This is a genomic window from Streptomyces sp. NPDC050504, from assembly GCF_044458065.1.
Taxonomy (GTDB): domain Bacteria; phylum Actinomycetota; class Actinomycetes; order Streptomycetales; family Streptomycetaceae; genus Streptomyces.
This window is the reverse complement of sequence record NZ_JBITHO010000006.1, coordinates 1-23,829: the sequence shown is the minus strand read 5'-3', so window position 1 is coordinate 23,829 and position 23,829 is coordinate 1. Positions and strand designations below refer to the sequence as shown.

Annotated in this window: 24 protein-coding genes and 1 pseudogene; 15 read left to right on the top strand and 10 right to left on the bottom strand. The window is 70.2% G+C overall.

Annotated elements, in window-relative coordinates; all coding sequences use genetic code 11:
• The first annotated feature begins 210 nt into the window (after positions 1 to 210).
• The gene (locus tag ACIBNE_RS22905; protein ID WP_399274327.1) at positions 211 to 555 is read left to right on the top strand and encodes an STAS domain-containing protein; all 345 of its coding nucleotides are present in this window, start codon (positions 211 to 213) and stop codon (positions 553 to 555) included.
• A 760-nt stretch (positions 556 to 1,315) separates the two neighbouring features.
• Positions 1,316 to 2,743 (top strand): erythromycin esterase family protein, encoded by a 1,428-nt coding sequence (locus tag ACIBNE_RS22900; protein ID WP_399274325.1) that lies wholly within the window; start codon positions 1,316 to 1,318, stop codon positions 2,741 to 2,743.
• Between the two features lie 344 nt (positions 2,744 to 3,087).
• On the opposite strand, the pseudogene ACIBNE_RS22895 reads toward ACIBNE_RS22900, so the two are convergent.
• A pseudogene (locus ACIBNE_RS22895) lies at positions 3,088 to 3,204 on the bottom strand (fasciclin domain-containing protein); the annotation flags it as partial.
• Positions 3,205 to 3,339: 135 nt separating this feature from the next.
• Between ACIBNE_RS22895 and ACIBNE_RS22890 the strand changes: the two are divergent.
• Both ACIBNE_RS22890 and ACIBNE_RS22885 read left to right on the top strand, forming a co-directional pair.
• Positions 3,340 to 5,451 (top strand): MMPL family transporter, encoded by a 2,112-nt coding sequence (locus ACIBNE_RS22890; RefSeq protein ID WP_399274323.1) that lies wholly within the window; start codon positions 3,340 to 3,342, stop codon positions 5,449 to 5,451.
• A 92-nt stretch (positions 5,452 to 5,543) separates the two neighbouring features.
• Positions 5,544 to 6,044 (top strand): MarR family winged helix-turn-helix transcriptional regulator, encoded by a 501-nt coding sequence (locus ACIBNE_RS22885; RefSeq protein WP_399274321.1) that lies wholly within the window; start codon positions 5,544 to 5,546, stop codon positions 6,042 to 6,044.
• Between the two features lie 415 nt (positions 6,045 to 6,459).
• On the opposite strand, the gene ACIBNE_RS22880 is transcribed toward ACIBNE_RS22885, so the two are convergent.
• The gene (locus ACIBNE_RS22880) at positions 6,460 to 6,873 is read right to left on the bottom strand and encodes a hypothetical protein (protein WP_399274320.1); all 414 of its coding nucleotides are present in this window, start codon (positions 6,871 to 6,873) and stop codon (positions 6,460 to 6,462) included.
• Between the two features lie 106 nt (positions 6,874 to 6,979).
• Positions 6,980 to 7,837 (bottom strand): RNA polymerase sigma factor SigF, encoded by an 858-nt coding sequence (locus tag ACIBNE_RS22875; RefSeq protein WP_399274318.1) that lies wholly within the window; start codon positions 7,835 to 7,837, stop codon positions 6,980 to 6,982.
• 116 nt (positions 7,838 to 7,953) lie between these two features.
• Here ACIBNE_RS22875 and ACIBNE_RS22870 point away from each other — a divergent pair, with 116 nt between their 5' ends.
• Complete coding sequence (locus ACIBNE_RS22870; protein ID WP_399275411.1) at positions 7,954 to 8,352, top strand: restriction endonuclease; 399 nt, start codon at positions 7,954 to 7,956, stop codon at positions 8,350 to 8,352.
• Here the strand turns inward: ACIBNE_RS22870 and ACIBNE_RS22865 are convergent.
• Together ACIBNE_RS22865 and ACIBNE_RS22860 are read right to left on the bottom strand one after the other, a co-directional pair.
• Positions 8,266 to 8,742 (bottom strand): hypothetical protein, encoded by a 477-nt coding sequence (locus ACIBNE_RS22865; protein ID WP_399274316.1) that lies wholly within the window; start codon positions 8,740 to 8,742, stop codon positions 8,266 to 8,268. The two genes, ACIBNE_RS22870 and ACIBNE_RS22865, sit on opposite strands and share 87 nt — an antisense overlap.
• 668 nt (positions 8,743 to 9,410) lie before the next feature.
• A complete protein-coding gene (locus ACIBNE_RS22860; protein WP_399275409.1) occupies positions 9,411 to 9,539 on the bottom strand; it encodes an LPFR motif small protein in 129 nt (42 codons plus the stop codon).
• 805 nt (positions 9,540 to 10,344) lie between these two features.
• On the opposite strand from ACIBNE_RS22860, the gene ACIBNE_RS22855 reads away from it, so the two are divergent.
• Together ACIBNE_RS22855 and ACIBNE_RS22850 are read left to right on the top strand one after the other, a co-directional pair.
• Complete coding sequence (locus tag ACIBNE_RS22855) at positions 10,345 to 10,506, top strand: hypothetical protein (protein WP_399274314.1); 162 nt, start codon at positions 10,345 to 10,347, stop codon at positions 10,504 to 10,506.
• A 46-nt stretch (positions 10,507 to 10,552) separates the two neighbouring features.
• Positions 10,553 to 11,119, top strand: coding sequence for a DJ-1/PfpI/YhbO family deglycase/protease (locus ACIBNE_RS22850; RefSeq protein WP_399274312.1), 567 nt, complete (start codon positions 10,553 to 10,555; stop codon positions 11,117 to 11,119).
• Between the two features lie 75 nt (positions 11,120 to 11,194).
• Here ACIBNE_RS22850 and ACIBNE_RS22845 read toward each other — a convergent pair whose 3' ends face one another.
• Positions 11,195 to 11,746 carry a hypothetical protein gene (locus tag ACIBNE_RS22845; protein ID WP_399274311.1) on the bottom strand — a complete coding sequence of 184 codons (552 nt, stop codon included), beginning with the start codon at positions 11,744 to 11,746 and terminating at the stop codon, positions 11,195 to 11,197.
• 247 nt (positions 11,747 to 11,993) lie between these two features.
• On the opposite strand from ACIBNE_RS22845, the gene ACIBNE_RS22840 reads away from it, so the two are divergent.
• The 3 genes from ACIBNE_RS22840 (at position 11,994) to ACIBNE_RS22830 (ending at position 14,874) form a co-directional block, all read left to right on the top strand.
• A complete protein-coding gene (locus ACIBNE_RS22840) occupies positions 11,994 to 12,953 on the top strand; it encodes a hypothetical protein (protein ID WP_399274309.1) in 960 nt (319 codons plus the stop codon).
• Positions 12,954 to 13,307: 354 nt separating this feature from the next.
• On the top strand, positions 13,308 to 14,048 hold the full coding sequence (locus ACIBNE_RS22835) for an ANTAR domain-containing protein (RefSeq protein WP_399274307.1): 741 nt from the start codon (positions 13,308 to 13,310) through the stop codon (positions 14,046 to 14,048).
• A 148-nt stretch (positions 14,049 to 14,196) separates the two neighbouring features.
• Positions 14,197 to 14,874 (top strand): ANTAR domain-containing protein, encoded by a 678-nt coding sequence (locus tag ACIBNE_RS22830; protein WP_399274305.1) that lies wholly within the window; start codon positions 14,197 to 14,199, stop codon positions 14,872 to 14,874.
• Between the two features lie 354 nt (positions 14,875 to 15,228).
• Here ACIBNE_RS22830 and ACIBNE_RS22825 read toward each other — a convergent pair whose 3' ends face one another.
• Both ACIBNE_RS22825 and ACIBNE_RS22820 read right to left on the bottom strand, forming a co-directional pair.
• A complete protein-coding gene (locus ACIBNE_RS22825; RefSeq protein ID WP_399274303.1) occupies positions 15,229 to 15,567 on the bottom strand; it encodes an ANTAR domain-containing protein in 339 nt (112 codons plus the stop codon).
• Between the two features lie 661 nt (positions 15,568 to 16,228).
• Positions 16,229 to 16,375, bottom strand: coding sequence for a hypothetical protein (locus tag ACIBNE_RS22820; RefSeq protein ID WP_399274301.1), 147 nt, complete (start codon positions 16,373 to 16,375; stop codon positions 16,229 to 16,231).
• A 572-nt stretch (positions 16,376 to 16,947) separates the two neighbouring features.
• Here ACIBNE_RS22820 and ACIBNE_RS22815 point away from each other — a divergent pair.
• Genes ACIBNE_RS22815 through ACIBNE_RS22800 form a run of 4 tightly spaced genes read left to right on the top strand, consistent with a single transcriptional unit; the run spans position 16,948 to position 19,799 of the window.
• The gene (locus tag ACIBNE_RS22815) at positions 16,948 to 17,643 is read left to right on the top strand and encodes a HemK2/MTQ2 family protein methyltransferase (RefSeq protein WP_399274299.1); all 696 of its coding nucleotides are present in this window, start codon (positions 16,948 to 16,950) and stop codon (positions 17,641 to 17,643) included.
• On the top strand, positions 17,627 to 17,881 hold the full coding sequence (locus ACIBNE_RS22810; protein ID WP_399274297.1) for a CDGSH iron-sulfur domain-containing protein: 255 nt from the start codon (positions 17,627 to 17,629) through the stop codon (positions 17,879 to 17,881). Before ACIBNE_RS22815 ends, ACIBNE_RS22810 begins: the two co-directional genes overlap by 17 nt.
• On the top strand, positions 17,878 to 18,876 hold the full coding sequence (locus ACIBNE_RS22805) for an iron-containing redox enzyme family protein (protein WP_399275407.1): 999 nt from the start codon (positions 17,878 to 17,880) through the stop codon (positions 18,874 to 18,876). Before ACIBNE_RS22810 ends, ACIBNE_RS22805 begins: the two co-directional genes overlap by 4 nt.
• A 35-nt stretch (positions 18,877 to 18,911) precedes the next feature.
• Positions 18,912 to 19,799, top strand: a complete 888-nt coding sequence (locus tag ACIBNE_RS22800; protein WP_399274295.1) for an SDR family oxidoreductase — start codon at positions 18,912 to 18,914, stop codon at positions 19,797 to 19,799.
• 96 nt (positions 19,800 to 19,895) lie between these two features.
• Here ACIBNE_RS22800 and ACIBNE_RS22795 read toward each other — a convergent pair whose 3' ends face one another.
• Complete coding sequence (locus ACIBNE_RS22795; protein ID WP_399274293.1) at positions 19,896 to 22,352, bottom strand: molybdopterin oxidoreductase family protein; 2,457 nt, start codon at positions 22,350 to 22,352, stop codon at positions 19,896 to 19,898.
• 188 nt (positions 22,353 to 22,540) lie between these two features.
• Here ACIBNE_RS22795 and ACIBNE_RS22790 point away from each other — a divergent pair, with 188 nt between their 5' ends.
• Positions 22,541 to 23,209 (top strand): flavodoxin family protein, encoded by a 669-nt coding sequence (locus tag ACIBNE_RS22790; RefSeq protein ID WP_399275405.1) that lies wholly within the window; start codon positions 22,541 to 22,543, stop codon positions 23,207 to 23,209.
• 223 nt (positions 23,210 to 23,432) lie between these two features.
• On the opposite strand, the gene ACIBNE_RS22785 is transcribed toward ACIBNE_RS22790, so the two are convergent.
• Positions 23,433 to 23,684, bottom strand: coding sequence for a DUF5133 domain-containing protein (locus tag ACIBNE_RS22785; RefSeq protein ID WP_399274291.1), 252 nt, complete (start codon positions 23,682 to 23,684; stop codon positions 23,433 to 23,435).
• Between the last annotated feature and the right edge of the window lie 145 nt (positions 23,685 to 23,829).

Here is a 23,829-nt window from a genome sequence, read left to right as displayed (position 1 = left end):
ATGGGGAGGGAGCGGGGGACGCTTCGCCGGGTACCCGTCTTCCCGCGGATGATCCAGGGCGATTGCGGCGGTCGGGTCGAGCGGGCCGGTCGCTGGGGTGTGAAAAGACCTTGGGCCCCCTTCACGTTCAGCTGCGAATTGGCTACTGTCCGGTGTGAGGCGTGGTCAGGCAGCGGCCGGTCCCCGAACGAGAGCTGCCTGGAGCCGATCGTGCCCATGCCCGTGTCCCTGCCGGTGTACCACCTTGCCGGGAACCAGATCATCACGATGTACGAGATCCTCGACCTCGCCAACGCACCCCGAGTGAGCGACGAACTGGAGGGTCTCGTCACCAACGGCCGAGAGCCTGCGGTGGTGCTGGACGTGCGCACCTCCTTCCTGACCAGTACCGGCGTCGCGGTCCTGGAACACGCAGGAGCTGTCGCCGCCCGTCGCCGGCGCAGGCTGCGCGTCGCGGCCCGCCGACCGCTGGCCCGCCGGGTGCTGGCCCTCACCGGCGCCGACCAGGCCCTTGACGTCCACCCCGACCTGCCCAGCGCCCTGTACCGACCCTGAGCCCCAACCACCTCCCGGCCGGCCGTTCACCGAGGCGGACTCCCACACGCCGGAGCACGGAGCCGGGACCGAGCGGGACGGCGGGGAGGGGAGCCGCGTCGCCCGGCGGGGGCCACCGTTCCACCGACGGCGGTGGCCCCCGGCGCATCCCGCCGCGGCGCCGGACGGGACCGCGGCGGAACGGCGCCCCTGGATGCGAGCAGTCTGGAATGCGAACGTACTCCTGGCCGGGCCCGTGGTTTTACCGAAAGGCCTCCTCGACCATCCCGGACCTCCGAGACTGACGGTCCGGCACGGGGAGCCTCCAGACGCACGTCTCCCGCCTCCTGACCCGCATCTGCACGCGAAGGTGCGCGAACAGGCACTGAACGAACGTCTCACTGCCTGAGCCCCGTTCCCGGCCCGGCGCGAACACGCGGGTGCTACTGGCCAGTCCGGCACGAGGCGTCGGCAACGCCCGGCCCGTTCGACGGCGTGTACGACGGTGGGGGAGGGGCCGTAGCTCGGGGTGTCCTGGGTGAGGCCGTTCCCCCGTCCGGCCACGCTCCTTGGGGCGGGCTCAGTCCTCCGTCGAGCCTGCCCCTCTCTCACCGCGGTCTTTGCTCGTTGTGCCCGGTGTCTCGTCGGCGGCGCTGGGGCGGGCGGGCACGGCCGGATCCAGGAGCCTGGTCCCGGTCGTCGCGGGTGGGGCTGGCTCCCGGGCCGGTAGGGGTGCGGGGTCCATGGCCCGGGGCACCCCCGCGCGGTGAGAGTTGGAGTCATGAACACGCACAAGGCCCTGTTCGCCGCTCTGCTCGTCCCGCTCGGTGCCGCCCTGGCTCTCGCGCCGACCGTCTCTGCCTCTGCCGCCACCTCTCCTGTCGTGCCTGGTGCGGCCGCCGCACCCGCCTCGGCCAGCGCCGCCGTGCCGACCGGCCCGGGGCAGACGGTGACCCCGTCGTTCCGTACGCCGGAGGCGGCCCTGGGCCGAATGGCGCATCCGCTGCGCACCACCGGGCCGCGCGGCGGACTTGCCGACCTCCGTCCGCTGGGCCGGATGGTCGGCGATGCCCGGGTGGTGGGCCTGGGCGAGGCCACCCACAGCTCGCACGAGTTCTTCACCGTCAAGCACCGGGTCCTGCGGTACTTGGTTGAGGAGAAGGGCTTCCGGGCTTTCGCCCTCGAAGCCCCGTGGAGCACCGGACTGCGGCTCGACGCCTACCTCCTGCGCGGCGAGGGCGACTTGAAGCAGATCATGGACGAGGAGTTCCGGGGCACCTACCGGTGGTGGAACAACGCCGAGTACCGCGACCTGCTCCAGTGGATGCGCGCGTACAACGTCAAGCATCCGAAGGACCCGGTCCGCTTCGTCGGCGACGACAGCGGGTTCGCAGGCCCCGAGCTGTACGACAAGGTGAAGGCCTACGCGGCCTCGGCCCGCCCCGGCATCGTGCCGCAGCTGACCGAGCTGTACCGGGGCCTGCGGCCCGCCACCGACGCCGAGACGTACGTCAACGACTACCTGTCGAAGCCGCTGGCCGAACGGAAGGAACTCGCCGGGCGGACCGGCCGGGCGGTGGACCTGCTCACGCAGCGGCCCGCCACGGGCACCGGCGCCGACGCGCACGCCTGGGCCGTCCAGCACGCCACCGCCATCCACCAGATGACCACGCTGTACGCCTTCGACTGGGACAGCCCACAGGACATCAGCCGCGCCATGCTCCACCGCGACCGGATCATGGCGCAGAACGTCGCCTGGTGGCAGCGGCACACCGGCGACAAGATCGTGCTCGCCGCCCACAACAGCCACATCGCCCTCAACACGTATGTTCCCGACACCTACCCGAAGGTCCAGGGCGGCTTCCTCCGCGAGGAGTTGGGCGGCGGCTATCTCAGTGTCGGCCTCACCTTCGACCGGGGCTCGTTCAACGCCTTCGGCCACGACGGCGAAGCCCGCCGCTTCACCGTCGGCCCGGCCGCACCCGGCACCGCCGAGCACACCCTCGACAAGGTGCGCCACCGGGACTTCATGGTCGACCTGCGCGACACCCCCGCGCCCGCCCGGACCTGGCTCGCCGCACCGCACACCGTCAAGAACATCGGCGCCACCTATCCCGGGATCGCCGATGCTCCGCAGATCCGGCTCGCGCGGTCACATGACATGGTGATCCACCTCCACCAGGTCGGAGCAGCCCACCTGCTCAAGTAGCACCAATCCCGCGCCGAGCGGCGTGGCGTAAGCCGACCGATGAGGCATCTGCGCCACAGGAGTGCTCTCCGTGGCGGCGGGACGACGGCACTGGTCGCTGCCGTATGCGGGACCGCGGCAGTCACCAGTGCCCGTCGCCTTCTTTTCGACGACCTCCCTGCCGCCGGGGTGAAGGCGAGCCGTTTCGTTTGCTCCGTACGGGCGAAGGTCGCCTTCGCCCGTACGGAGCGCGGCGCCCAAGGATGTCGTCATGACAGTCACCGCGGACTATGTCCGGCCGATCGTCGTTGTCGAGTCAGCTCGTGGGCATGGGGGCGGTGTCGATGGCGTACCCGTTGGGGGAGGGCGAGGTTCTTGCCGACCACGTGCCAGATCAGGTTCTCGGTGAGCTGGGCCTTGTTGTTGAGGGCCTTGTCCAGGTCCGCCTTCGGGATCTTCGCGAAGGCGTCGTCCTTGGGTGCCGTCGCTCAGCCGGACCGAAAGGTCCGCTCATCGTCCCCGTGCCGTCCGAGGGGCTGGGCATCCGGGCGCGCGCCAATGCCTTAATGATTGAGATACTTTATTGTCAAGGTACTCTCTCCTGGCAGGAGCCGCACATGACCCCGCGCGTCCGCTGGATCGCCCCGGCGATCCTGCTCGTTGTCTGGCTGGCTCTGGGAGGTGCGCTCGGCCCCTTCGCGGGCAGGCTGGGTGAGGTCGCCACCAACGATCAGACGGCCTTTCTTCCCCGCAGCGCCGAATCGACGAAGGTGGTCGACGCGCAACAGTCCTTCCGGCAGGCCGAGACGCTGCCGTTGATCGTGCTGTGGACCGCGGGCGGCAAGGACCTCGCACCGCAACAGGCCGAAGCGAGCGCGGCTCTGGCCCGCCAGGCCGGAGGGTCCGGCATCGTCGGGCGTCCCCTGCCTGCCGTGCTCTCTCAAGACCGTCAGGCGCTGCGGGCCGTGGTCCAACTCCGTCCGGACCTCGGAGAAGAACTGCCCGTCGTGATCGAGCGCGTCAAGAAAGCCTCCGAGCTTCCCGGCGCGCGGGTCCAGCTCGCCGGGCCCGCGGCCAGCCAGGCCGATCTCTCCGATGCGTTCGCGGGCATCGACGGCCTGCTGCTGGGCGTTGCCCTGGCAGCCGTACTGTTCATCCTGCTGATCGTCTACCGCAGCGTGCTGCTGCCCCTGGTCATCATCGTCGGAGCCGTCTTCTCCCTCGGCCTGGCCTGCGCTGTCGTCTACGCCCTGGCCGATCACGAAGTCGTGCGCGTCGACGGCCAGGTACAGGGGATCCTGTCGATCCTGGTCATCGGAGCCGCCACCGACTACGCACTGCTGCTGGCCGCGCGGTTCAAGGAGGAACTGGCCCGTCGACCCGATCGGTTCGCCGCCATGCGGGCCGCGCTGCGCCAGTCGGTCGGGGCGATCACGGCGAGCGCCGCCACCGTCGCGCTCGGGCTGCTCGCCCTGTTGTTCAGCGATCTCACCAACAACCGTGCGCTGGGCCCGGTCGGAGCCATCGGCATCGTCTGCGCCCTGCTGAGCGCGCTCACCTTCCTTCCCGCGGCGCTGCTGCTGCTCGGCCGCGCCGCATACTGGCCCGCCCGGCCGCGCCCCGCTGCCGAGGAGAGCTCCCACGGTCTGTGGAGCCGGGTCTCGGCGTGCGTGGATCGCGCTCCGCGGCGGGTCTGGGCGTTGACGCTCACCGCACTGCTGGTCTGCGCCGCGTTCGCCCCGACCCTGAACTCCAAAGGGGTGCCGCTCGACGAGATCTTCGTCAAGGAAGCCCCGTCGGTCGCGGCGGGGGAGGACCTGGCCCGCCACTTTCCCGGAGGTTCCGGAAACCCGGCGGTGATCGTCACCAACGCGTCCGCACTCGCGGAGACCCTCACGGCCATCCGGCGCACCGAGGGAGTCGCCGACGCGGCGGTGCTGGGCGATGGCGGCCGACCGCGGCCGGACGCGCCGCTGGTGGTGGACGGCCGCGTGCGCATCGAGGCCACCCTCGCGGAAGCCGCGGACAGTGAAGCCGCGAAACGGACGGTGGTCCGGCTCCGCGCGGCAGTGCACGCACTGCCCGACGCACAGGCCCTGGTCGGCGGCCACACCGCCCAGCAGTACGACACGCAGGCCACCGCCAAGCAGGACAGGCTTCTCATCGTTCCCGTCGTGCTGGTGGTCATCCTGGCCATCCTGACGATGCTCCTGCGCTCGCTCCTCATGCCGCTGCTCCTGGTCGCCACGGTGGCCCTGAACTACCTCGCCACCCTCGGTGTGGCGTCGCTGGTGTTTCAGAACCTGCTGGGCTTCAGCGGCACCGACGCTTCCGTACCCCTGTACGGATTCGTCTTTCTCGTCGCCCTCGGAGTGGACTACAACATCTTCCTCATGTCCCGAGTGCGCGAGGAGAGCCTGCGGCACGGCGTGCGGGAAGGCGTTCTGCGCGGACTTGCCGCGACCGGCGGGGTCATCACATCGGCCGGAGTGGTGCTGGCGGCCACGTTCGCCGCGCTCGGCGTCATCCCGCTGGCGTTCCTCTTGCAGATCGCCTTCATCGTCGCCTTCGGCGTGCTGCTCGACACCCTGGTGGTGCGGTCGCTCCTCGTTCCCGCTCTGGCGCGCGACATCGGCTCCCGCGCATGGTGGCCCGGACGCCTCAGCCGCACGACAGCGCACGGGCCGATCTACGGCGATGACGGCGAGGGCGCCGGCAGCGGAGGGTAGCCGGTCGGCGCGGTGGGCGTACGGCAGCGCTCGCCGGCCGGATGCCCACCGCGCATCCGGGAGCGCACGGGCGAGATCGATAGCCTGGATCCGTGAGCACGAAGAATGAACGCCAAGATCCCCGAGAACCCTCCGGAGAACCGTCGCCCGACCTGATGTCCGTCGCCATGCTCCTGCGCCGGATGACGAGCGAGACCAACGCCGTGGTGCACCGCTTCGCGTCCTCCGAGGGGCTGCATCCCACCGACGTACACGCGCTCGCGGCAGTCCTCGACGCGGAGGGCGGCATGACGCCCACCCGCCTCCGCCAGCGCCTGGGGCTCACCTCGGGCGCCGTCACCGCGTGTCTGGACAGGCTCGAACGTGCCGGGCACATCGACCGCACCCGTGACACACAGGACCGCCGGGTTGTGCTCATCCACTACCGGGAACCCGCACGCCAGGCAGCACGGGAGCACTTCCGCCCGCTCGCTCAGGCCACCCGGCGCGCACTGGACGAGTTCACCCCGCAGGAACGGCAGACGGTGCTGCGCTTCCTCACCCTCATGAACGAGGAACTCACACAGCTCGGACCGAAACCGCACGACCCGTGACCGGTACGGGAGCGGCCGCTGCCCGCCCCGGGGAAATCCGGCCGCCCTACGGCGAAGTGGCGCACATCGCAGGGTGGCACCGTCGTTGAACCGTCGGTGTGGCTGTGAGCAGGTCCACCCGCAGTCCCACCACGGCCGCGGACGGGGTGGAGGGCACTGGTGGCACGGGCGTTCCCGCCGACGCGGGTCCTGCTGCACGCCTTGGATGCCGAGCGGGTGCCGCACGAGCCGAACGGCGCACCCGCGTACGGGCAGGTACTCGGCCGTGAGGCGGTGGGCCGCGGGCACTCTGCCCCGGAGGGAGGGGCTCCTGACCACCACGCGTACGGAGCTCGCCGCCCGGAGCGCCAAGCCCCGGGCTCCCGGGCTTTGAGGAAGCCGGCTACGTCATCTGGGATCCGCTGTGGCGCCGAGGTCAGGACGGGGCGCCCAGCGACCATCCGCAGATGTCGCTGACCCGTCCGCGCCACACCGGCGAGGTGGGGACGCCGGGAACGGACATGAACGTGACGTCCACCAGGTGGAGGAACCGGTGCAGGCCATCGTCCGTGGCATCCCCGTGGGGCTGTGCCGCCTGCACCATCTGCGGCAACTGCGCCATGACACCTGCCTGCTGCCCCTCGTCCGCATCCCGTACCGCGTCCTCCCAGCGCTGCGCCCACGACTGTGCGGAGACCAGGTGACCGCCGATGACACCACCCGGCGTGGTCAAACAGATCCCCATCCGGGCCTCGGGTTGCGCCTCGACCAGCCGCAGAAGGATCTCCAGGTGTGCGTCGACAGCAGGGACGGCTCGTTTGTCCACGGCCTGGTACTGGGCCTCGCTCATCGCGGGCGCTCCTCTTCCTCGTGCGGCGTTCATGGATTGCACAGCGGCCGGCCGGCTCCCCGCCCGTTGGACGAGCGAGGGGAGCCGGCCGGTGTTTTCAGTGGTATCAGCAGGTTGTGAGCATGCCCTGGCGCAGTTGCTTGAGGCTCCGCGACAGCAGGCGTGAGACGTGCATCTGGGAGCAGCCCAGGCGTTCGCCGATCTGGGTCTGGGTGAGCTCTTCCACGAACCGCCAGTGGATTATCCGGCGGGACCGCTCGTCCAGGTCGGCGATCAGGGGTGCCAGGGCATGGAAATCCTCGACCATTTCCATCGCCGCGTCCTCGGCGCCGATGAAGTCCGCCAGAGCGGTTTCGCCGTCCTCGTTGCTGGAGAAGGCGGCATCCAGGGACGCGGAGCTGTAGCCGTTGGCGGCGATCCTCGCCTCGACGACCTCCTCCTCGGACAGGCTCATCAGCTCGGCCAGTTCCTTGACCGTCGGCATGCGGTCCAGCCGCGAGTAAAGTTCCTCGGTGGCACGGGCGAGTTCGATCCGGGCCTCCTGCAAGCGGCGAGGCACGTGCACGGCCCAGGAAGTGTCGCGGAAGAACCGCTTGATCTCCCCGACGATGTAAGGAATCGCGAACGTGGTGAACTCCACCTCGCGCACCACCTCGAACCGGTCGATCGCTTTGATCAGCCCGATGACGCCGACCTGGACGATGTCCTCCATCTGGTCCGCGCCGCGGCTGCGGAACCGGCCTGCCGCGTAGCGCACCAGGGACGTGTTCATCTCGATCAGAGTGTTACGCGCGTACTGGTACTCGGGCGTTCCCTCTTCCACCACGGCCAGCCGCTCCAGGAACTGCTTCGACAGCACCCGCGCGTCCCTCGGCGCCACCTTCAGCGGTTCAGCCACCTCCGGAAGCCCGGCGACGGCCGCCTCAGTCTTGGTCCTCGCACCGGATACCGTCGTCACGGCCATGTTCCTGCCCCTCCCTGTGAGTCACGGCCAGCACCCGCGGTGCCGACGGCAGCGCGCATACCCCCCTCGACGCGAACCATGCCGCCTCTTCGCGCACACCGCCTCCGTCAGTCCGAATCCGCTGCCTACGTCGCTCAGGGCTGACCGGGACGCGCCGTCAGAATCCCGCCACCGCCTTCGATGGCCCTGTTCGCACGTTTGGGACGGCAGTCGTCCTGGTGGTTCAGGTCAAGGAGTACGCGTCCGAGGACGGCGTGTCCTCGCACGACACGCTGAGGTTCGTCGGCGACGTCCGCCCCGAGCACGGCGCGGACGGCGCGCTGTTCGTCACCACCGGCCGTGTGTTCACCGAAGCCGCGCTCGGTCTGGCGGTTCACCGGGACGTGCTGGACGCCCGGGACAGGGCTGCTCGACCGCTTGCACGACCATCAATCCCACGCGTTGAAGAGCGCTCCGCCCAACGTGGCGATGTCGTACGAGCGAACCTGGCGCCACTCGCTCCGGGTAAGACCTGAAGTGTCCATGGCGGTGAGTGGCGTGGCGAGCAGCTCGCTGCTCAGCACTGCGAAGCCCGTTTCCGTGAAGGCGCGGGCCCATGGCGGAGCTGAGAGGAACTCCTCTCGGTACCAGTCTCGGCGTTCTTGAGCGAAGGCGATCCAGGGGTGATGGGCGTGACACAGGATCACGTGCTCGCCTGTGCGGTCGACGACCGAGGCGGTGTGGAAGGTCCGCGGGTACGCCTGCTCCTCCAGCTCGCCGACCTCGCCTCCGGCGATGCGGGCGGCGGCGTAAAGTGCGGCCCGGAACGCCCGCACGTCGGATTTCGGAAGCGGGCCGTCCTTCGGTACGAAGCTGCCTGTCGCCCCCCGCGTCAGGAGGAAGTCCGCGCTCCGGTCGTTGGCCATGCAGCCCATCTTGCCCCACGTATGCCCGTACAGCTGCCGTGAGGGCTCCGAACTGCGGTCTCATACAAGGCGACGCGGCTTCGACCCTCCGCTGTCCTGGACGTTCGCCTCAGAGATCTCAAAGGCCGGGGCAACCCGTTCGAGTCCGACAAGATATGCATCTCGGTACCCGGCTTGCGTCGGCGTGTACGTGGGCGGCGTCGTCGGAGTCCGCACACCAGCGGCAAACGGTCGATCTCCTGGGCGGCAGCACGGACTCGCCGTCGGTGACCGTGCCTTCGAGCGTGCCAACGCGGCCTGCGCCGCGTGGAAGAACCCGCCTTCCTCATCGACGACGCGCAGTGCAGCTCACAGTGGTTCTGGCCGACCTGCTTGACCAGTACGACACGCTGCGCTTGCCGCACGCGGAGAGTGACATCGATGAGGTCCGCAACCGCACGGACGGCCTTGCGGACACGCTGTGTGCGGGTCCCGGCAACCGTGGCCCTTGATGTCGACGGCACCAAGGGCATGGTCTGGGCCGAAATCGTCATCCAGATCGCACTCGCAACCGTTGGCGTGGCCGGTGTCGGGCAGCTCAAGGGGCGCCGCTGAGCAACGCGGGCCTTTTCCGCCCCGGGCGTGGTGCGGAACAGGGGACTGAGCCCGTGGAGCCGGGACGAAAAGAGTCAGCGGTGGCCGTGGGCTGTGCGGGACGCCCCGCCGAAGAGACGGGCCACGGCACGGAACGGAAGTGTCACGACCGTGGCGACGGCACCGCCGATGGAGCGGATCACGTCCGCGATGGCCTTGAACATGTAGGTCACCTGCTTCGTCGTGGCGTAGGGGGTGTTCACATCAGCGGGTGCCCGTTGGTGACCACAGGAAACGCGGTCTCCGGGCAGTGGCCGGAGGTAGGCCGACCGGCCGTTACCGCGTGGCGTGGCACTGAGACCGCTGGACACCGACCACAGCGCGGCCACGGCAATGCCCCATCCGCACCAGAGGGCTGGGCCGACCGCCGGGGACGAGCACTCCGGCCGTCACGGACAGAGTCACGGACGTCACCGCGCTCATCGATCCACGGCTCACTCCCCGGTTGAGCCACAGCATGGCGAGCCCGCTGTCGACGCGGGACAGATCTCGCCATGACGGCGTACAGCGGTCCGCTGAACTGTCCAAGGGCGGTGACAGTGGCGAAAGGAAGCGGCGGACTGGATCCCGCCCGCGAAGTCGCCCACGCCGCAACGGGCGGCGGCGCATCGGAACAGCGGGGCTTTGGAGTGCCTCCTTCGGGTACGCGGAGCCTTCGAAGGGACTCGTGCGGTGTTCCTGGACAGGGGCACAGGCAGAGAAGGGCGTCCGTGCCGAGGAGGCGGCCGCGCACCCCGCGCATACCGAGCACGGATCGAGCTGCAATCCCACGAGGCACACGGGAGAGCGGGCTTCGGTGCCGTGCGCGAGGGAGCAATGAGGAGCAGGTCATGACGCGTTTCGGGCATCTCCTGGTTGGTGAGGAGTGCACGCCCGCCCAGCTGCTGGAGCAGGCGCGAGTGCGGAAGAGGCCGCTTTCAATGCGCTGGTCATCTCCGACCCGCGCGGACCGCCGCCACCCCAGGAGCCTTGACCGGCAACGGTCGGTGCCGCCGGGGCGAGGAGATCCACGCCCGTCCCTTCGCCGACCTGGTGCGGGATCTGTCCACGGGCACCACGCACACACGCGCCGTCAACACCGTCCATCTTGCCGAGTTCCTGAAAGAACACCCTTACCCGGCGGACGGATGACCGGCCTCCGCCCGCCCCACACAGCCCGTACGGAAAGGTCGAACTCATGACCGACCGACGACTTGAGGGCCGCAGCGTCCTGGCCCTGGTCACCAACTATGGCGTCGAGCAGGACGAACTCCTCGTGCCACTGCGGAAGTTACGTGAAGACGGTGCCGCCGTCACCGTCGCCGCAGTCAGTGCGGACGCAGTTCAGACGCTGCGAGGCGACAAGGAACCGGGCGAGAGCGTGGCCCCAGACGTCACCTTCGAGGCCCTGGGCGCGCCCCCGCACGACCTGCTGCTTCTCCCCGGCGGCACCCTCAATGCCGACCAAATGCGCCTGCAGGCAGCCGCCGTCGATGCCGTGAAGGCGTTCGCGGCTGGCGGTCGCCCCGTCGCCGCCATCTGCCACGGCCCCTGGGCGCTGGTCGAGGCGGACGTGCTGAGGGGCAAGACCCTCACCTCCTACCCGTCCCTGCGCACCGACGTCACCAACGCGGGCGCCAAGGCGTGGGTGGACGAACCGGTGGTGGTGGACCGGGCGGGCGGCTATCCGCTCATCACTTCGCGTACCCCGAAGGATCTGGACGACTTCGTCGCCGCCGTCCGCGAGCACCTCAGCGGCAGGTGATCGGGGGCGGTCAGGGCACCGACGGACCATCCGGGTAGCAAGCTGATCTGCGTGGCCCAGCGTCGTGGCAGTTCCTCACATCACTCTCGGTGTGTGTGACGGCGTGCCCCGAGCCGTTTGGGCGTGGATTTCCGGTTCCTGCGGCCCGTTCCCGCCCACGGCCGGGAGCGCGTCCTGCGGCTCGTGTGCCGAAAGGACCAGGTCCCGTACCTCGGTCGGAAAGCGGTCGTAGGCGAAGACGGATTCGCCGTCGAGGGCGCGCAGTTCGAGCTCCTCGCGCCGCACCTCGTGCTCGAACCGGTCTCCTTCGTTCGTCCGGTACGCGTGCGTCCGAGTCGTCAGTTCGGCCCAGGTGTACGCGCGGACCGACCGGAACCCGTACAGCACGATTCCCCTGTCGAACCGGTACAGCACCCCGCGACGCCAGCCGAACCGGTGCCCGCAGACGAACAGGGCAGCGAGGAGCGGCGCCACCAGGGCCAGCCAGGCGGTGCGCTCGTCCCAGTCGCCCAGCCACAGGCGCGCTAGCACGACGACCGGCAGAAGCAGCCAGAAAGGCGCCGTGATCCCACCGGCGAGCCAGACCCCCAGCGGGACGCACCGGTCGGCGCCTACGAGTTCACCCAACCCGTGCTCTTCGGCGAGTGCCGTCACCTTGCGCGGTACCGCCCGGCCCACGGCTCACCCCCCTCGGCTGGCCCACCCAGCGACACCCGCCTCGTACCCACGGCGGCCCGAGCTCACGCCTGGCGCGGGGCTCCGCCCGTAACGGCCGTCGGGCCGATGCAGTGCCCCTCTTGTACGGCCAGTCCTTCCGCGGTCACGCAACGCGCTGCGCCCCGTCCCCTTCCCAGCCGATACAGGACAGAACGGGGTGACGGACCAGCAGTGCTGGTATACCAGTAAACCGGTCATGACTGGCTTCATGGGGGGCGAGATTGAAATGATCGGGAGTTGGCCCGGCACTGTGTCCGGCCTCGTACTGACAGCACTGTCGACAGCAGTGGTGTTGTGGTCCTGGCACGTGGAGGAGATCCGCTGGAAGGAGCTCGCTGCCACCGCGGATCCCGTCCGCGAACCGGACGAAGGAGTGACCTTCTACGAATACGCCTATCTCAATCACCACTACGGAACCGGCAACACCTTGGCCGTTGCTCTCGTGCGGATGCACACACAGCGACGACTGGCCCTCGTCGGCAAAGAGCACGCCAAATATTATTTCGAGGTCAATGACCCCGTTCCCCAAGATGACATCGAGGCCATGGTTCTGGACCTGCTCGTCCAGCAAAAAGGCAGCCTCGCCTCCTACATCTGTCTGATCGACAGGGACCGTTCCCCGCTCCAGCCCATGCACCGACGGCTTGTGGCCGACGGCCTGCTGCGCGAGCGCGGACTGCCTGCCGGAGTTCCGGCGGACTCGTCACAAGCCACGGCCTGGCGCGCGCGGCGGCGGGCCGCGCACCGGCTCAGGGGCTGTCTGCTCGGAGCCCTTGTGACGCTGGGAGGGGCGGTGGCCGTCGTCTCCGGCGCCTGGCCGCCGCTCGCGCTGCACGTCACGGCCCTTCTCGCCCTGGCCGTATGGCGCGTCCGATCACGGCCCCCGGAGGAATGGGGGACCACCGACGAAGGCGAAGCCGCCTTACGAGCTCTGTGGAATGCCGAACTCGACCCCGAGGAAGCGCAGACGCGGCTCATCGCCAGGCGCGGGCTGGACGCGCTTCCCGACCACCACCCCCTCGCCCTGGTCCCGGCACCACCACCCGACCGCGATGAGCCTCGTGAGGAGCCTCCACCCGTGATCAACTTCGACCCGCCCGGTCTCGGCGGACTCTGAATCACTGGCATATCGGAAGAGCCCCGACAGCGCGGCACAAGGATCTCGTCGCCCGGACGCGTGAAGCCGTCCGGAGCCGGCAGTGCCGTGACCGTGCCGGAGCGCTGCCGTGGGCCTGGTGTGGGGATGCGGTTGGGGGGTAGGCGGTGTGCGTACCGTAAGGGCCGTGCCGCCGGGTGGAGCCGGAGAGGGCTACGGCTTGGACGGGCTGTCCCGGAATTGAGGCGAGCAGCGTGTTTCCCGTCAGCGGGCGTGACCCCCGGCCAAAGGGCCGGCCCATTCCTCCCGTCTTCGGACGCACCCCGGTCCCCGCTGCTGTTTCGGAGCCGGGAGCCAGCCGATCGGCAGGCTCCCATGCCCACCACTTCCCGTGAACTGGCCATTGCCGAGGCCGTCTTCGGCCTGGTCCACCGCCCGGCCGACTTCGATCCCCTGGAACTGCTGCACGACCTGACCGCCCACGCGTGTGCCCTGCTGCCGGTGCGCTGGAGCGGTATTACCGTCCTGGATCCCGTGAACGGCGAGGACCATGTCCTCTATGCCACCGCCTCGGACGAACGCTGCCGCGAGCTGGTGGAAATACAATTCGACCTGGACGAGGGCCCCTGCCTGGACAGCTCCCGTTCCCAGCGGCCGCTGCCCCTGACCCCGCTGTCCGGGGTCGGCCAGGAGCGCTGGCCGCGCTTCGCTCCCCTTGCCCGCCGCCTGGGCGTCACCGCGGCGGCCGCGGTCAGCCTGCGCCTGCCGCACCTCCAGCTCGGCGCCCTCAACCTGTTCATGACCCACCCGCCCTACGTCACCGCGCACGATCTGCGCCTTGCCCAGACGCTCGCGGACGTCACCGCGGTCGCCCTGTCTCACCGCCACGAACTGGCCGACAAACAGAAGGCCATCGCCCAGCTGCAGACCGCTCTGGACAGCCGCATCGTCATCGAACAGGCCAAGGGCGTCCTCGCCGCCCGCCTGGGCACCGGAATGGACGAAGCGTTCACCCTGCTGCGCGCCCACGCTCGTTCCCGGCAGCAGAAGATCACAGACCTGGCCACCCAGATCGCCCGGGGAAACACGCCGGCTGAACTGGACCCCACCCGGTGAAGCACCCGCGCACCCCCACGGGCCTGCTGGCTGCAGTCTTCCGCCCGCATCTCGCGACATCGCTCCTGGACGGCGCCGCCCCGCGCCCCGCGCCCGCCGGTCCGCGTACCGCACCGGCCTTCACCACTTCTGTGCCAGGTGGTGGGTGATGCCAGGCCACGAAGATCTCCCCGGCTGCTTGGCCCGCCTGCACCGTGCGGTCCTGGCGGGCCAGGACCTGTCCGCCGCCCCGGCCGCGGCCCTCGCGCCCCTGCTGGATCTGCAGGCCCTGACCCTGAGCCTGCGCTCGGCCCGGGGAGACCTGGAACTGCTCTGGTTCGACCCCGCCAACCCGCTCGGCCCTGCTCTGGACGATCTGCAGACGACCCTGGGCGAGGGACCCAACTGGGACGCCCTGCGCACCGGACGCACCATCACCGTCCCCGACCTGGCCACCGAACCCCAGGCCCGCTGGCCCGCCTTCACCCCGGCCGCAGCCCGCACCCCCGCCCGCGCCGTGATCACCACACCGCTGCGCATGGGCGTGGCAACCCCAGGCATCCTCACCGGCTACCGCACCGACCCCGGACCCTTCCCGCCCGGTCAGAGACACGACATCAACCGCTTCGCCCGCATCGCCCTGGACCTCCTCCTCCACACCACTCCCGCCAGCCTCGACCTGCACCGCGCCGAAGTCCACCAGGCCGCCGGCTACCTGAGCGTCCGCCTCCACCTCTCCGTCGACCAGGCACTCCTGCGGCTGCGCGCTCACGCCTGGCACCACAACCGCACCCTGCGGGACGTGGCCCGCGACATCCTCGCCGGCCGCCTCAGCCTCGAAAACTAGACCGCACCTCACGACTTCGGCGTTGTGGTACTGGAAGCGGAGAGAAGACCAAGGAGTTTTACCTGTACGAGCAGCAGCGCCTGCCGCCCGGTCAAGGGCCGCAGCAGTCCGGCGCGCGGTCCGCCATGGGCCTCCGGCTGCCCTTCAGCCCGACAGGGCTGGCTCCGGCAACGTCTGCGGACCCGGCCAGGGGCTGCTCACCGTGCGACTGGCCTTGGGGAAGTTACGTACGGCGTAGTCGGGTTACCCGGTCCCGGCGGGTTGCCGAGCTTGTTCCGGAAGGGTTCGGCAGTGAGCCCGCCCTCCGCTCTTCGGCCGGATGCGGGCCGGAGAGCGGGGCGGCAGCCCATTCCGTTAGGCAGGGGGTTCGCCGTGCGTGGTGTCGCGGTGGCGGGGCGCCAAGCGGCGGTTGAGCTCCTGGTGCAGGGCGGGGTCCAGGTCGCGGGAGTGGTGGGCCCAGGCGACGAGTTGTTCGGCCAGGACGCGGAGTTTGGTGTTGGTGCGCATCGAGGTCTCGCGCAGTACGTCCCATGCCTCGTCCGGGGGCATGGCGCCGGTCGCGACGACGATCCCGACGGCCTGGTCGATGACCGCGCGGGATAAGAGGGCTTTCTTCAGCTGGAGGACCTCGTTCTCCAGCTCCTTCACCCGCTCTGCCGTGCTCTTCCCGCTCGTGCCGTGGGCAGCCGACACCACGCACCTCCCAAGCGCAGCTGTAGAAGTAGAGGTCTCCACGCAAGGCGCTTGTCCGCGTACGGGCCGTTCACACCTGAAGGTTCGCTCCACCGTCGGCCGTTCGCACAGCCCCCGACCCGTCCCTGGATCTGTCCGCGGGAACGGAGGATGGCTATGAGGGGTACCCACGGCCCGGACGCGCTGCTCCAATGCCCACGGGGGACACGCTCACCAGACGGTCGGCGTCCTCCCCGTACGCGACCGGATCCCTCTGACCAGGCACTGTCCCTGCTGTGGGAGCAAGCGTTCGCCGCCGGTCGGCCCCTGCCCGACATGTGCACCGAGGCCCTGGGTCCGTAGAGCCACCGTGCCCCCCTGGCGGGATCACCTCCGGGTCCCGCTCTGAAGGGGCACGGGTGGAAGGGCCTGCAGCAGGTGACGGGCACAGCGGCGCTTCGTGCCCGGCCCGGCGGCCCCCCGGAGACGAGAAGGTACGTACGACTGCTGTGGTCGCTTCCCGATGGCCGTACGCCTGGACCCGCCGGGCCGAAGTCTCCTGTCCCGCTCCGTGCTTGCTCGCGCTCTCGGGGTCCGGGACAACGGGGGATCTGTCCAGTTCCCGCTGTGCTTCGCGGACTTGGCCGCGCAAGTTCTGTACCCGGTGCGGGATGTGCACTGCTCAGGAGTGGTCGCGGACGTAACGCTCGATCTCACCGGTGATGGTGGGCCCCGCGTATGCCTTGAACGCGTTGCCGTGGGCGGGATCGTCGCGTTCGACGGCCTTGACCTGGGCGAGTGTGGCCCTAAGCCAGGGGCGTGCGTCCACCAGCGTGCTCGGCCGGGAGACACTTGGTGTCCTACCGGGCTGTCGGCGACTGCCCGTCATGCCGTCATGCCGTCATGCCGTCATGCCGTCCTGCACCGGCACGCCCGTCGATGCGGTGCCCTGTACATACATGGCATGCGCACGCGTACCGGCCGGAGAGAAGCGCCGTGCGCGACGAACCCGGCCGACCGGGCCATGCCGTTTCCCGGGCCGGGCCGTAAGCACCGGACCCTGCTCATCGGTGCATCAGCCCCAGGTACGTGCAGCACGCGAGGCCGCCGACCACCGTCAGCAAGTACAGAGTGAACAACGTGCGCACCCGCACGCCCCCTTGACCAGGCATTGGTACGGCTTCTCGGGGCGTGCCGGGCAGCCCGCCGCCGTGACCTTCCAAACCGCTCCGCAGGTGTGAGGTGCGAAAGCCGGGGCACCAGTAGGGAACCTCAGTTTCAGACACCCCAGTTCTTCAAGGATCCCCATCTGCGATTGACCAAGCGGTGGCGCGCCAGGGGCTGTCCGAGAGGGGGAAGGAGGCAGGCGCTTCCGAGACACCGACCGACGGGACATGCTGCATGACCATCCAAGCGCGAACGCCGCCTCAGGCCCCGGCGAGGGGGCCGTCGCTCCTCTTCGCGCCTCCAGGCGTCTACCGGCCGCAGCACGACACCCTGCTCCTTACCGAGGCCCTCGCCCGGGAGGACATCGGCGCCGGCACCACGGTCCTTGACCTGGGAACGGGCTCCGGCGTCCTCGCCCTGGCGGCCGCGCGGCTGGGCGCGCGCGTCACGGCCGTCGACATCACGCGCCGGGCCGTGCTCACAGCGCGGGTCAACGCCCTGCTCGACGGTCGGCGGATCGCGGTGCGGCGGGGCGACCTCACGGCCGCGGTGCCCGGACAGGTGTACGACCTGGTGATCAGCAACCCGCCCTACGTACCGGCATCGTCCGCACTCCTTCCCCGGCGTGGTGCGGCGCGCGCCTGGGACGGCGGGCCCGCGGGGCGCACGGTCGTGGACCGCGTCTGCGACGCCGCACCCCGCATGCTGCGCCCGCACGGCACGCTGTTGATGGTGCACTCGGGACTCTGCGGGGTAGACGCCACGTTTGAACGCCTCGACGACCTCGGCATGACCGCCGAGGTCACCGACCGGACCCTCGTCCCCTTCGGTCCTGTCCTGCGCTCACGCCGCGCGTGGCTGCGCCGCCAGGGCATGGTGGGCGACGAGGGCCTCGAAGAACTGGTGGTCGTCCGTGCCGAATTCCGCTGAACGCCCCCGCCGGATCACCGTCGACCGCGACGGGCCCCTCCTGATCGAAGGGCCGGTCGAAGTGGTCGACGCCGACGGCACCGTCCACACGTCGCGGCGCTTCACGGTCGCGGTCTGCACCTGCCGCCGCAGCCGTACCTACCCGTGGTGCGACACCAGCCACCGCCGCCGGACCGTGCCCGACAACCCGGCGCGGACTCCAGGACCTGGCGCGGGGGAGGTGCGGCCGTGGCCCTGACGGAACCCCGGACCCACGCCCCCGGGCTCCCCTTGCCCCGGGGCGGCATCACGGCCGTGCTCGCCGCAGCGCTCCTTTACGACGCCTCCGTCACGCAGGCAGGGGAGTGGGCGCGGACCGCTGACCCGTACGGCGAAGACCTGCAACTGGCCCTCTACCTGCTCTACGAACTGCACTACCAGGGGTTCGACGGCGTCGACGACGAGAAAGAGTGGGACCCCGGCCTGCTCGCCCTGCGGCGTGCCCTCGAACAGCGCTTCCTGGAAGCCCTGCGCACTGACGTACCACCGGGCCCGGACACGGAGGAAGCGCTGGAGGCCCTGCTGTACGAGCCCGTGGGACCCGACGCGTCGAGCGTCAGCCACCACCTGGAGCGCGAGGGTGAACCGTGGCAGCTCAAGGAGTACGCGGCGCTGCGCTCCCTGTACCACCTGAAGGAGGCCGACCCCCACGCGTGGGTCCTTCCCCGCCTGCACGGTCGGGCCAAGGCGGCGATGGCGGCGATCGAGTACGACGAGTTCGGGGCGGGCCGGGCCGAAGACGTCCACGCCCGCCTCTTCGCCGAGCTGATGGCCGACCTGGGATTGGAGACCGCCTACGGGCACTACCTCGAAGAGGCCCCCGCCGAAGCGCTCGCGACCGTGAACCTCATGTCGCTGCTGGGGCTGCACCGGTCGCTGCGCGGCGCCCTGGTCGGGCACTTCGCGGCCGTGGAGATCACGTCCCCGCCCGGTTCTCGACGGCTCGCCGCCGCGTTGCACCGGATCGGCGCCGGGCCGGCCGCCCAGCGGTTCTACGACGAGCACGTGGAGGCGTACGCGGTCCACGAACAGGTGGTGCGCCGCGAGGTCGTCGGGGGCCTGCTGGCCGCGGAACCGGCACTCGACCCCGACGTGGCCTTCGGCATCCGCGCCACCGGTCACCTCGAACACCGTTTGGCGGTCCGCCTCCTGAACGCCTGGCGTCGCGGAGAAAGCGCGCTGCGGGCCCCATGACCGTGCCCGACCGCCGAGGAAGGAGAACCACCGCCATGAACGACAACCGCGGCCCGCAGGACCCGAAGACCGCCCACCCCCGCCCCGACTTTCTCCAGCAGGACCAGGAAGCCCCGGGCTGGACCGGTCCCATGGACCCGCGGCCCGACCACGGCGAGGACTCCTACCGAGGCACCGGTCTCCTCAAGGACCGCAAGGCGATTCTGACCGGGGGCGACTCGGGCATCGGCCGAGCCGTGGCCCTCGCCTTCGCCCGTGAGGGAGCCGACGTCCTCTTCACCCACCTCCCCGAAGAAGCAGACGAAGCCCGCGAAACCGCATGCCTGATCGAAGACGCCGGGCGTACCGCGATCGCCGTCGCATGTGACCTCCGCGAAGAAGAAGCGTGCGCCGCGGTGGTAGGGCGAGCTGTCGAGGAGTTCGACCACATCGATGTCCTGGTCAACAACGCCGCCTACCAGATGTCCCAGCCGGACGGGATCGGCGCCATCACCACCGAGCAGTTCGACCGTGTCGTCCGTACCAACCTCTACGCGATGTTCTGGCTGTGCAAAACCGCCGTACCCCACATTCCGGCAGGCGGGTCGATCATCAACACCACTTCGGTACAGGCCTACAAACCAAGCCCGCACCTCCTCGACTACGCCATGACCAAAGGCGCCATCGTCACCTTCACCCAGGGCCTCGCCCAGATGCTCGTCGACGACGGAATCCGCGTGAACGCGGTCGCACCCGGCCCCGTCTGGACGCCGCTGATCCCCGCGACGCTCCCCGACACCACGGAATTCGGCAAGCAAGCACCGCTCGGACGACCCGCCCAACCCGCTGAAATGGCACCCGCCTACGTCTTCCTCGCCTCCAGTCGCGCCAGCTTCATCACCGCGGAAATCCTCAACGCCACCGGCGGCACACCACTTCCTTGAGCTGAACGCCGACTCCGGCTTCACGGTCGGTGAGGTGATTGCGGGGGAGGGACACGCGGTGACCGCAGGGGCCGGGAGACGTGCTCCAGCACGCCCTCAACCGGTGTCCTGCGCCGCACGCGCGTCCGCCCCGCCTCGCGTCGGAGGGACGGTACCCGGGCGCGCGGGGGCGGACGCCGTGGTGGTCGGTGCCGGTGCGCAGTGGCCGTCGGCCCGTTCGACCAGTCGGAGCGCGGCAGCCGCGGTCTTGAACAGGGGCTGGTGGGAGACGGGGTCCCACACGGTGGCCGTCAGCTCGTTCGCGGCGCGTCCGGGCGTTCCGTCCCCCGGGGCGTCGCCGTCCTTGGTGTCCCAGTAGCCGTAGTGGAAGGGCAGGAACAGCAGACCCCGCCGGATGTCGGTGACGCGCAGCCGCCCCCGCACGGCGCCCCTGGGCGTACGCACTTCCACCACGTCGCCCTCGTCGAGCCCGAGGGCGGCCGCGTCGTGGACGGACGCCTCCACCCACACGTCGGGTGCGGCAGCGTCCAGCTGGGGCGCCCGCGCTGTCTTGGTGCGGGTGTGGAAGTGGTACAGGGTCCGGCCCGTGGTGAGCTGGAAGGGGTACTCCTCGTCGGGCTCCTCGGCGGGCGGCTGGTAGGCGGCCGACTTGATCATCGCCTTGCCGTGGGGGTTGAGCAGGCGATACCCGGCCTCGTCGTCCGCCTCTCCCGTGGCCAGGTCCTTGCCGTAGGACTCGCAGGAGTCGGGGCGGGCCCAGTCGAAGCCGGCCGCGTACAGCCGCGCCGTCCCCTCGGGCGCCCGGTCGTCGCACGGCCACTGGATCCCGCCGTCGCCGCGCAGCTTCGCGTACGTGAGGCTGGTGTAGTCGCACGGTCGGCCGGCGCTGCACCGCTTCCACGCTTCGAACGCCGACTCGGCGTCGTGCCACGTGACCAGCGGGCCGCCCTCCTTGTCCCGGAAGTCCATGCGGGCCGCGTAGTCCAGGAAGACGTCCAGGTCGGGGCGTGCCTCGCCGGGCGGCTCCACCGCCTTCTCCGAGAGGTGGACCGTACGGTCGGCGTTGGTGAAGACGCCGGTCTTCTCGCCCCACGTCGCCGCGGGCAGGACCACGTCGGCGAGTCGGGCGCTCTCGGTCGGGAACAGGTCCTGGACGACGACGAAGAGGTCCTCGCGGGAGAGGACCGAGCGGATCCGGGACAGCTCGGGCAGGGACACCGCGGGGTTGGTGCCGCTGATCCACAGCATGCGGATCGTCCCCTGTTCGGCGAGGCGGAACATCTCCATGGCGTGGGTGGGCGGGCCGTCGTGCGGAATCGCCTCCGGGGCAACGTTCCACACCCGTGCCAGGTCGGCGACGTGGCGCTCGTTCTGCCAGTTGCGGAAGCCTGGGAGGTCGCCGTCGGCCCCGCACTCCCGGGTGTTCTGCGCGGTGGGCTGCCCGTTCATCTGGAGCACTCCGGCCCCGGGACGGCCGAGCATGCCGCGGATCAGGTGGAGGTTGTTGATCTGGACCGCGGCGGCCGTGGCCTGGTGGGACTGGTAGACCCCCTGGAGCACGGTGGACAGCAACGCTTCCGCGTCGCCGAGGAGTTCGGCCGCCTCCTCGATGCGGGCGGCCGGTACGCCGCAGACGTCGGCTGCCCACCGGGGGGTGCAGTTCCGTACGCGGGCGGCCAGGGCGTCGAAGCCCACGGTGCGCGCCGCGACGTAGTCGTGGTCCACGCGGTCGGTCCGGATGATCTCGTTGAGCAGGGCGTTGAGCAGGGCGACGTTGGTTCCGAGCCGCGGCGCCAGGTGTACGGCGGACCCGCGGGCGACCGGGGTGGGGCGGGGGTCGACGCACAGCAGCCGGGGCGGCGACCCGCCCTCCAGCCGGTCGAGCACGCGCATCCACTGCACGGGCTGGCTCTCGGCGATGTTGTGTCCGAAGAACGCGATCGCGTCGGCGTGGTCGATGTCGTCGTAACTGCCCGGCTGTCCGTCGCAGCCGAAGGACTGCTTCAGCGCCTCGGCGGCGGTGGACGTGCACAGCCGGGTGTTGCCGTCCAGGTGGTAGGTGCCCACCCCGGCCCTGGCCAGGACCGCGAGGGTGTAGTACTCCTCCAGATACAGCTGTCCGCTGGTGTAGAAGCCGATCGCCTCCGGGCCGTGCCGCGCCAGCAGTTCCCGCGACCGGGCGACGACCGCGCCCATCGCGGTGTCCCAGTCGCACTCCGCCAGCTGCCCGTCCCGGCGGACGAGCGGCCGCGTCAGCCGGTCGGGCGAGGAGCCCGCCTGCCACCCGAAGAGGTCCTTGGGACCCAGGCGGCCGTGGTTGACCCGGTCGCCCGCCCGGCCGCGTACGCCCACCATGCGCCCGTCGACGACGGCGACGTCCATCGCGTCCCCGTCCGAGTGCAGGACCGACGCCGCCCGCACCCAACGCTGCACTGCCTCGGGCGCGACGCCCGCCGCCAGGAAGGAGTCCACGCGTACGGGCCACGGGCGGTGGCGCTCGTAGGGGGTGCGTCCGCCCCACGGCTGCGCGACGCGGTCCACCGAAGTCTCCATGCCTTCCTCCCTGGGCCCTCGCCGCCGCGGACCGCCCGCAGCCGCACGGCTTCGCACCGGCCGCCCCGGGTACCCCGGCGTCTGGGCCGCCTAACCCGGCCGTCCTGAGGCAGGAAAGGGGGGCGTCGGAGCGGGACCGCACGCAACGAGCAGAAATGAGCAGAGCGGAATCGGGCACCCGGACGGACATGGATACGACACGGGCCTCAGACGGCACCCCTTCCTCTCCCTCCATGCCCCTGCGCGCGCTCGCTCTGGTGTGCACGCTCTCGCCTTCAGCCGGGCCGGCCGGCTCTTCGCCGAAGCCCTCCAGCTCCTACCTCTTGGCCGAGCAGACCCTGAAGGCACTGGACGAAAACGGTGTCGAGGGACGGCTCGTCCGGATCGTCGACCACGACGTCAAGCCTGGCGTGGAGATCGACATGGGGGACGGCGACGCCTGGCCGCAGATCCGGGAGGACGTCCTGCACGCGGACATCCTGATCCTGTCCACCCCGATCTGGCTCGGCCACCCTTCGAGTGTCGCCCAGCGCGTCCTCGAACGCCTGGACGCCGAGCTCTCCCAGTCCGACGCCCAGGGCCGCATGCTGACCTACGGCAAGGTCGCGGGCGTCTGCGTCGTGGGCAACGAGGACGGCGCCCACCACGTCAGTGCCGAGGTCTACCAGGGACTCAACGACGTGGGTTTCACCCTGCCCGCGAACGCGGTCACCTACTGGGTGGGCGAGGCCATGCAAGGGACGGACTACCAGGAACTCGCCGCGACCCCGGAGAAGACCGCGGCCACCACGGCCACCCTGGCCGCGAACACCGCCCACCTGGCCCGCCTGCTCAAACAGGCCAACTACCCTTCATGACCCTTCCACCGGTGGGCCCTCGCGCGGCACGCGTTGCCGACCGCGAGTCGGCCCTGCCGCAAGGACGGGCCCGGTCGCGAGGTCAACCCGCATGGTTGGGTGCCCTCTGATGCCGGACGGCGCCCGTGCCTTCCCCTGACCCTCACTCGGCTCGTCCCGCCGAGTGGGGGTCCTTCCCGCGCCCACACGCGTTGGTTCCACGGAGGAACCGGTCGACTCCTCGTCAGCCGATCACGTCGTGGCGCGGCGGGACGGTGAGGAGCGGGTCGCCCTGGGCGAGAGCGCCCGGCAGCCGGTCGCGCGCGGCGGCCAATGCCGCCTCGACGTGCCGGGTGCCAGTGGTCACGCACAGCGTGTAGGCGACGTCCTCCATCCGCCGCCGCGTCTTCTCCGTGCCGCTCTTGGCGTACAGGACGCTCAGTGTCTCGTACCGCTCCACGAGATCGGCCAGCACAGCCGGGTGCGCCATCAACATGGTTCTTCCTCCGTACCTCTCACAGACGTGACGGGGTGGCGTTGAACGGTTGCCTGGCTTTGTTCACTTCCATCGGCAGCGTTTGTCCATCGGTTTGGGAGGCGAGGGAGAGTCCGAACCTCGGCAGATGTTCATGAGAAACGGC

Bases quoted from the DNA above. Each gene is read 5' to 3' on its own strand.
- ACIBNE_RS22900 (WP_399274325.1), top strand. From the start codon at position 1,316: ATGAACACGCACAAGGCCCTGTTCGCCGCTCTGCTCGTCCCGCTCGGT.
- ACIBNE_RS22890 (WP_399274323.1), top strand. From the start codon at position 3,340: ATGACCCCGCGCGTCCGCTGGATCGCCCCGGCGATCCTGCTCGTTGTC.
- ACIBNE_RS22880 (WP_399274320.1), bottom strand. From the start codon at position 6,873: ATGAGCGAGGCCCAGTACCAGGCCGTGGACAAACGAGCCGTCCCTGCT.
- ACIBNE_RS22875 (WP_399274318.1), bottom strand. From the start codon at position 7,837: ATGGCCGTGACGACGGTATCCGGTGCGAGGACCAAGACTGAGGCGGCC.
- ACIBNE_RS22865 (WP_399274316.1), bottom strand. From the start codon at position 8,742: ATGGCCAACGACCGGAGCGCGGACTTCCTCCTGACGCGGGGGGCGACA.
- ACIBNE_RS22860 (WP_399275409.1), bottom strand. From the start codon at position 9,539: ATGTTCAAGGCCATCGCGGACGTGATCCGCTCCATCGGCGGTGCCGTC.
- ACIBNE_RS22850 (WP_399274312.1), top strand. From the start codon at position 10,553: ATGACCGACCGACGACTTGAGGGCCGCAGCGTCCTGGCCCTGGTCACC.
- ACIBNE_RS22835 (WP_399274307.1), top strand. From the start codon at position 13,308: ATGCCCACCACTTCCCGTGAACTGGCCATTGCCGAGGCCGTCTTCGGC.
- ACIBNE_RS22830 (WP_399274305.1), top strand. From the start codon at position 14,197: ATGCCAGGCCACGAAGATCTCCCCGGCTGCTTGGCCCGCCTGCACCGT.
- ACIBNE_RS22815 (WP_399274299.1), top strand. From the start codon at position 16,948: ATGACCATCCAAGCGCGAACGCCGCCTCAGGCCCCGGCGAGGGGGCCG.
- ACIBNE_RS22800 (WP_399274295.1), top strand. From the start codon at position 18,912: ATGAACGACAACCGCGGCCCGCAGGACCCGAAGACCGCCCACCCCCGC.
- ACIBNE_RS22795 (WP_399274293.1), bottom strand. From the start codon at position 22,352: ATGGAGACTTCGGTGGACCGCGTCGCGCAGCCGTGGGGCGGACGCACC.
- ACIBNE_RS22790 (WP_399275405.1), top strand. From the start codon at position 22,541: ATGGATACGACACGGGCCTCAGACGGCACCCCTTCCTCTCCCTCCATG.
- ACIBNE_RS22785 (WP_399274291.1), bottom strand. From the start codon at position 23,684: ATGTTGATGGCGCACCCGGCTGTGCTGGCCGATCTCGTGGAGCGGTAC.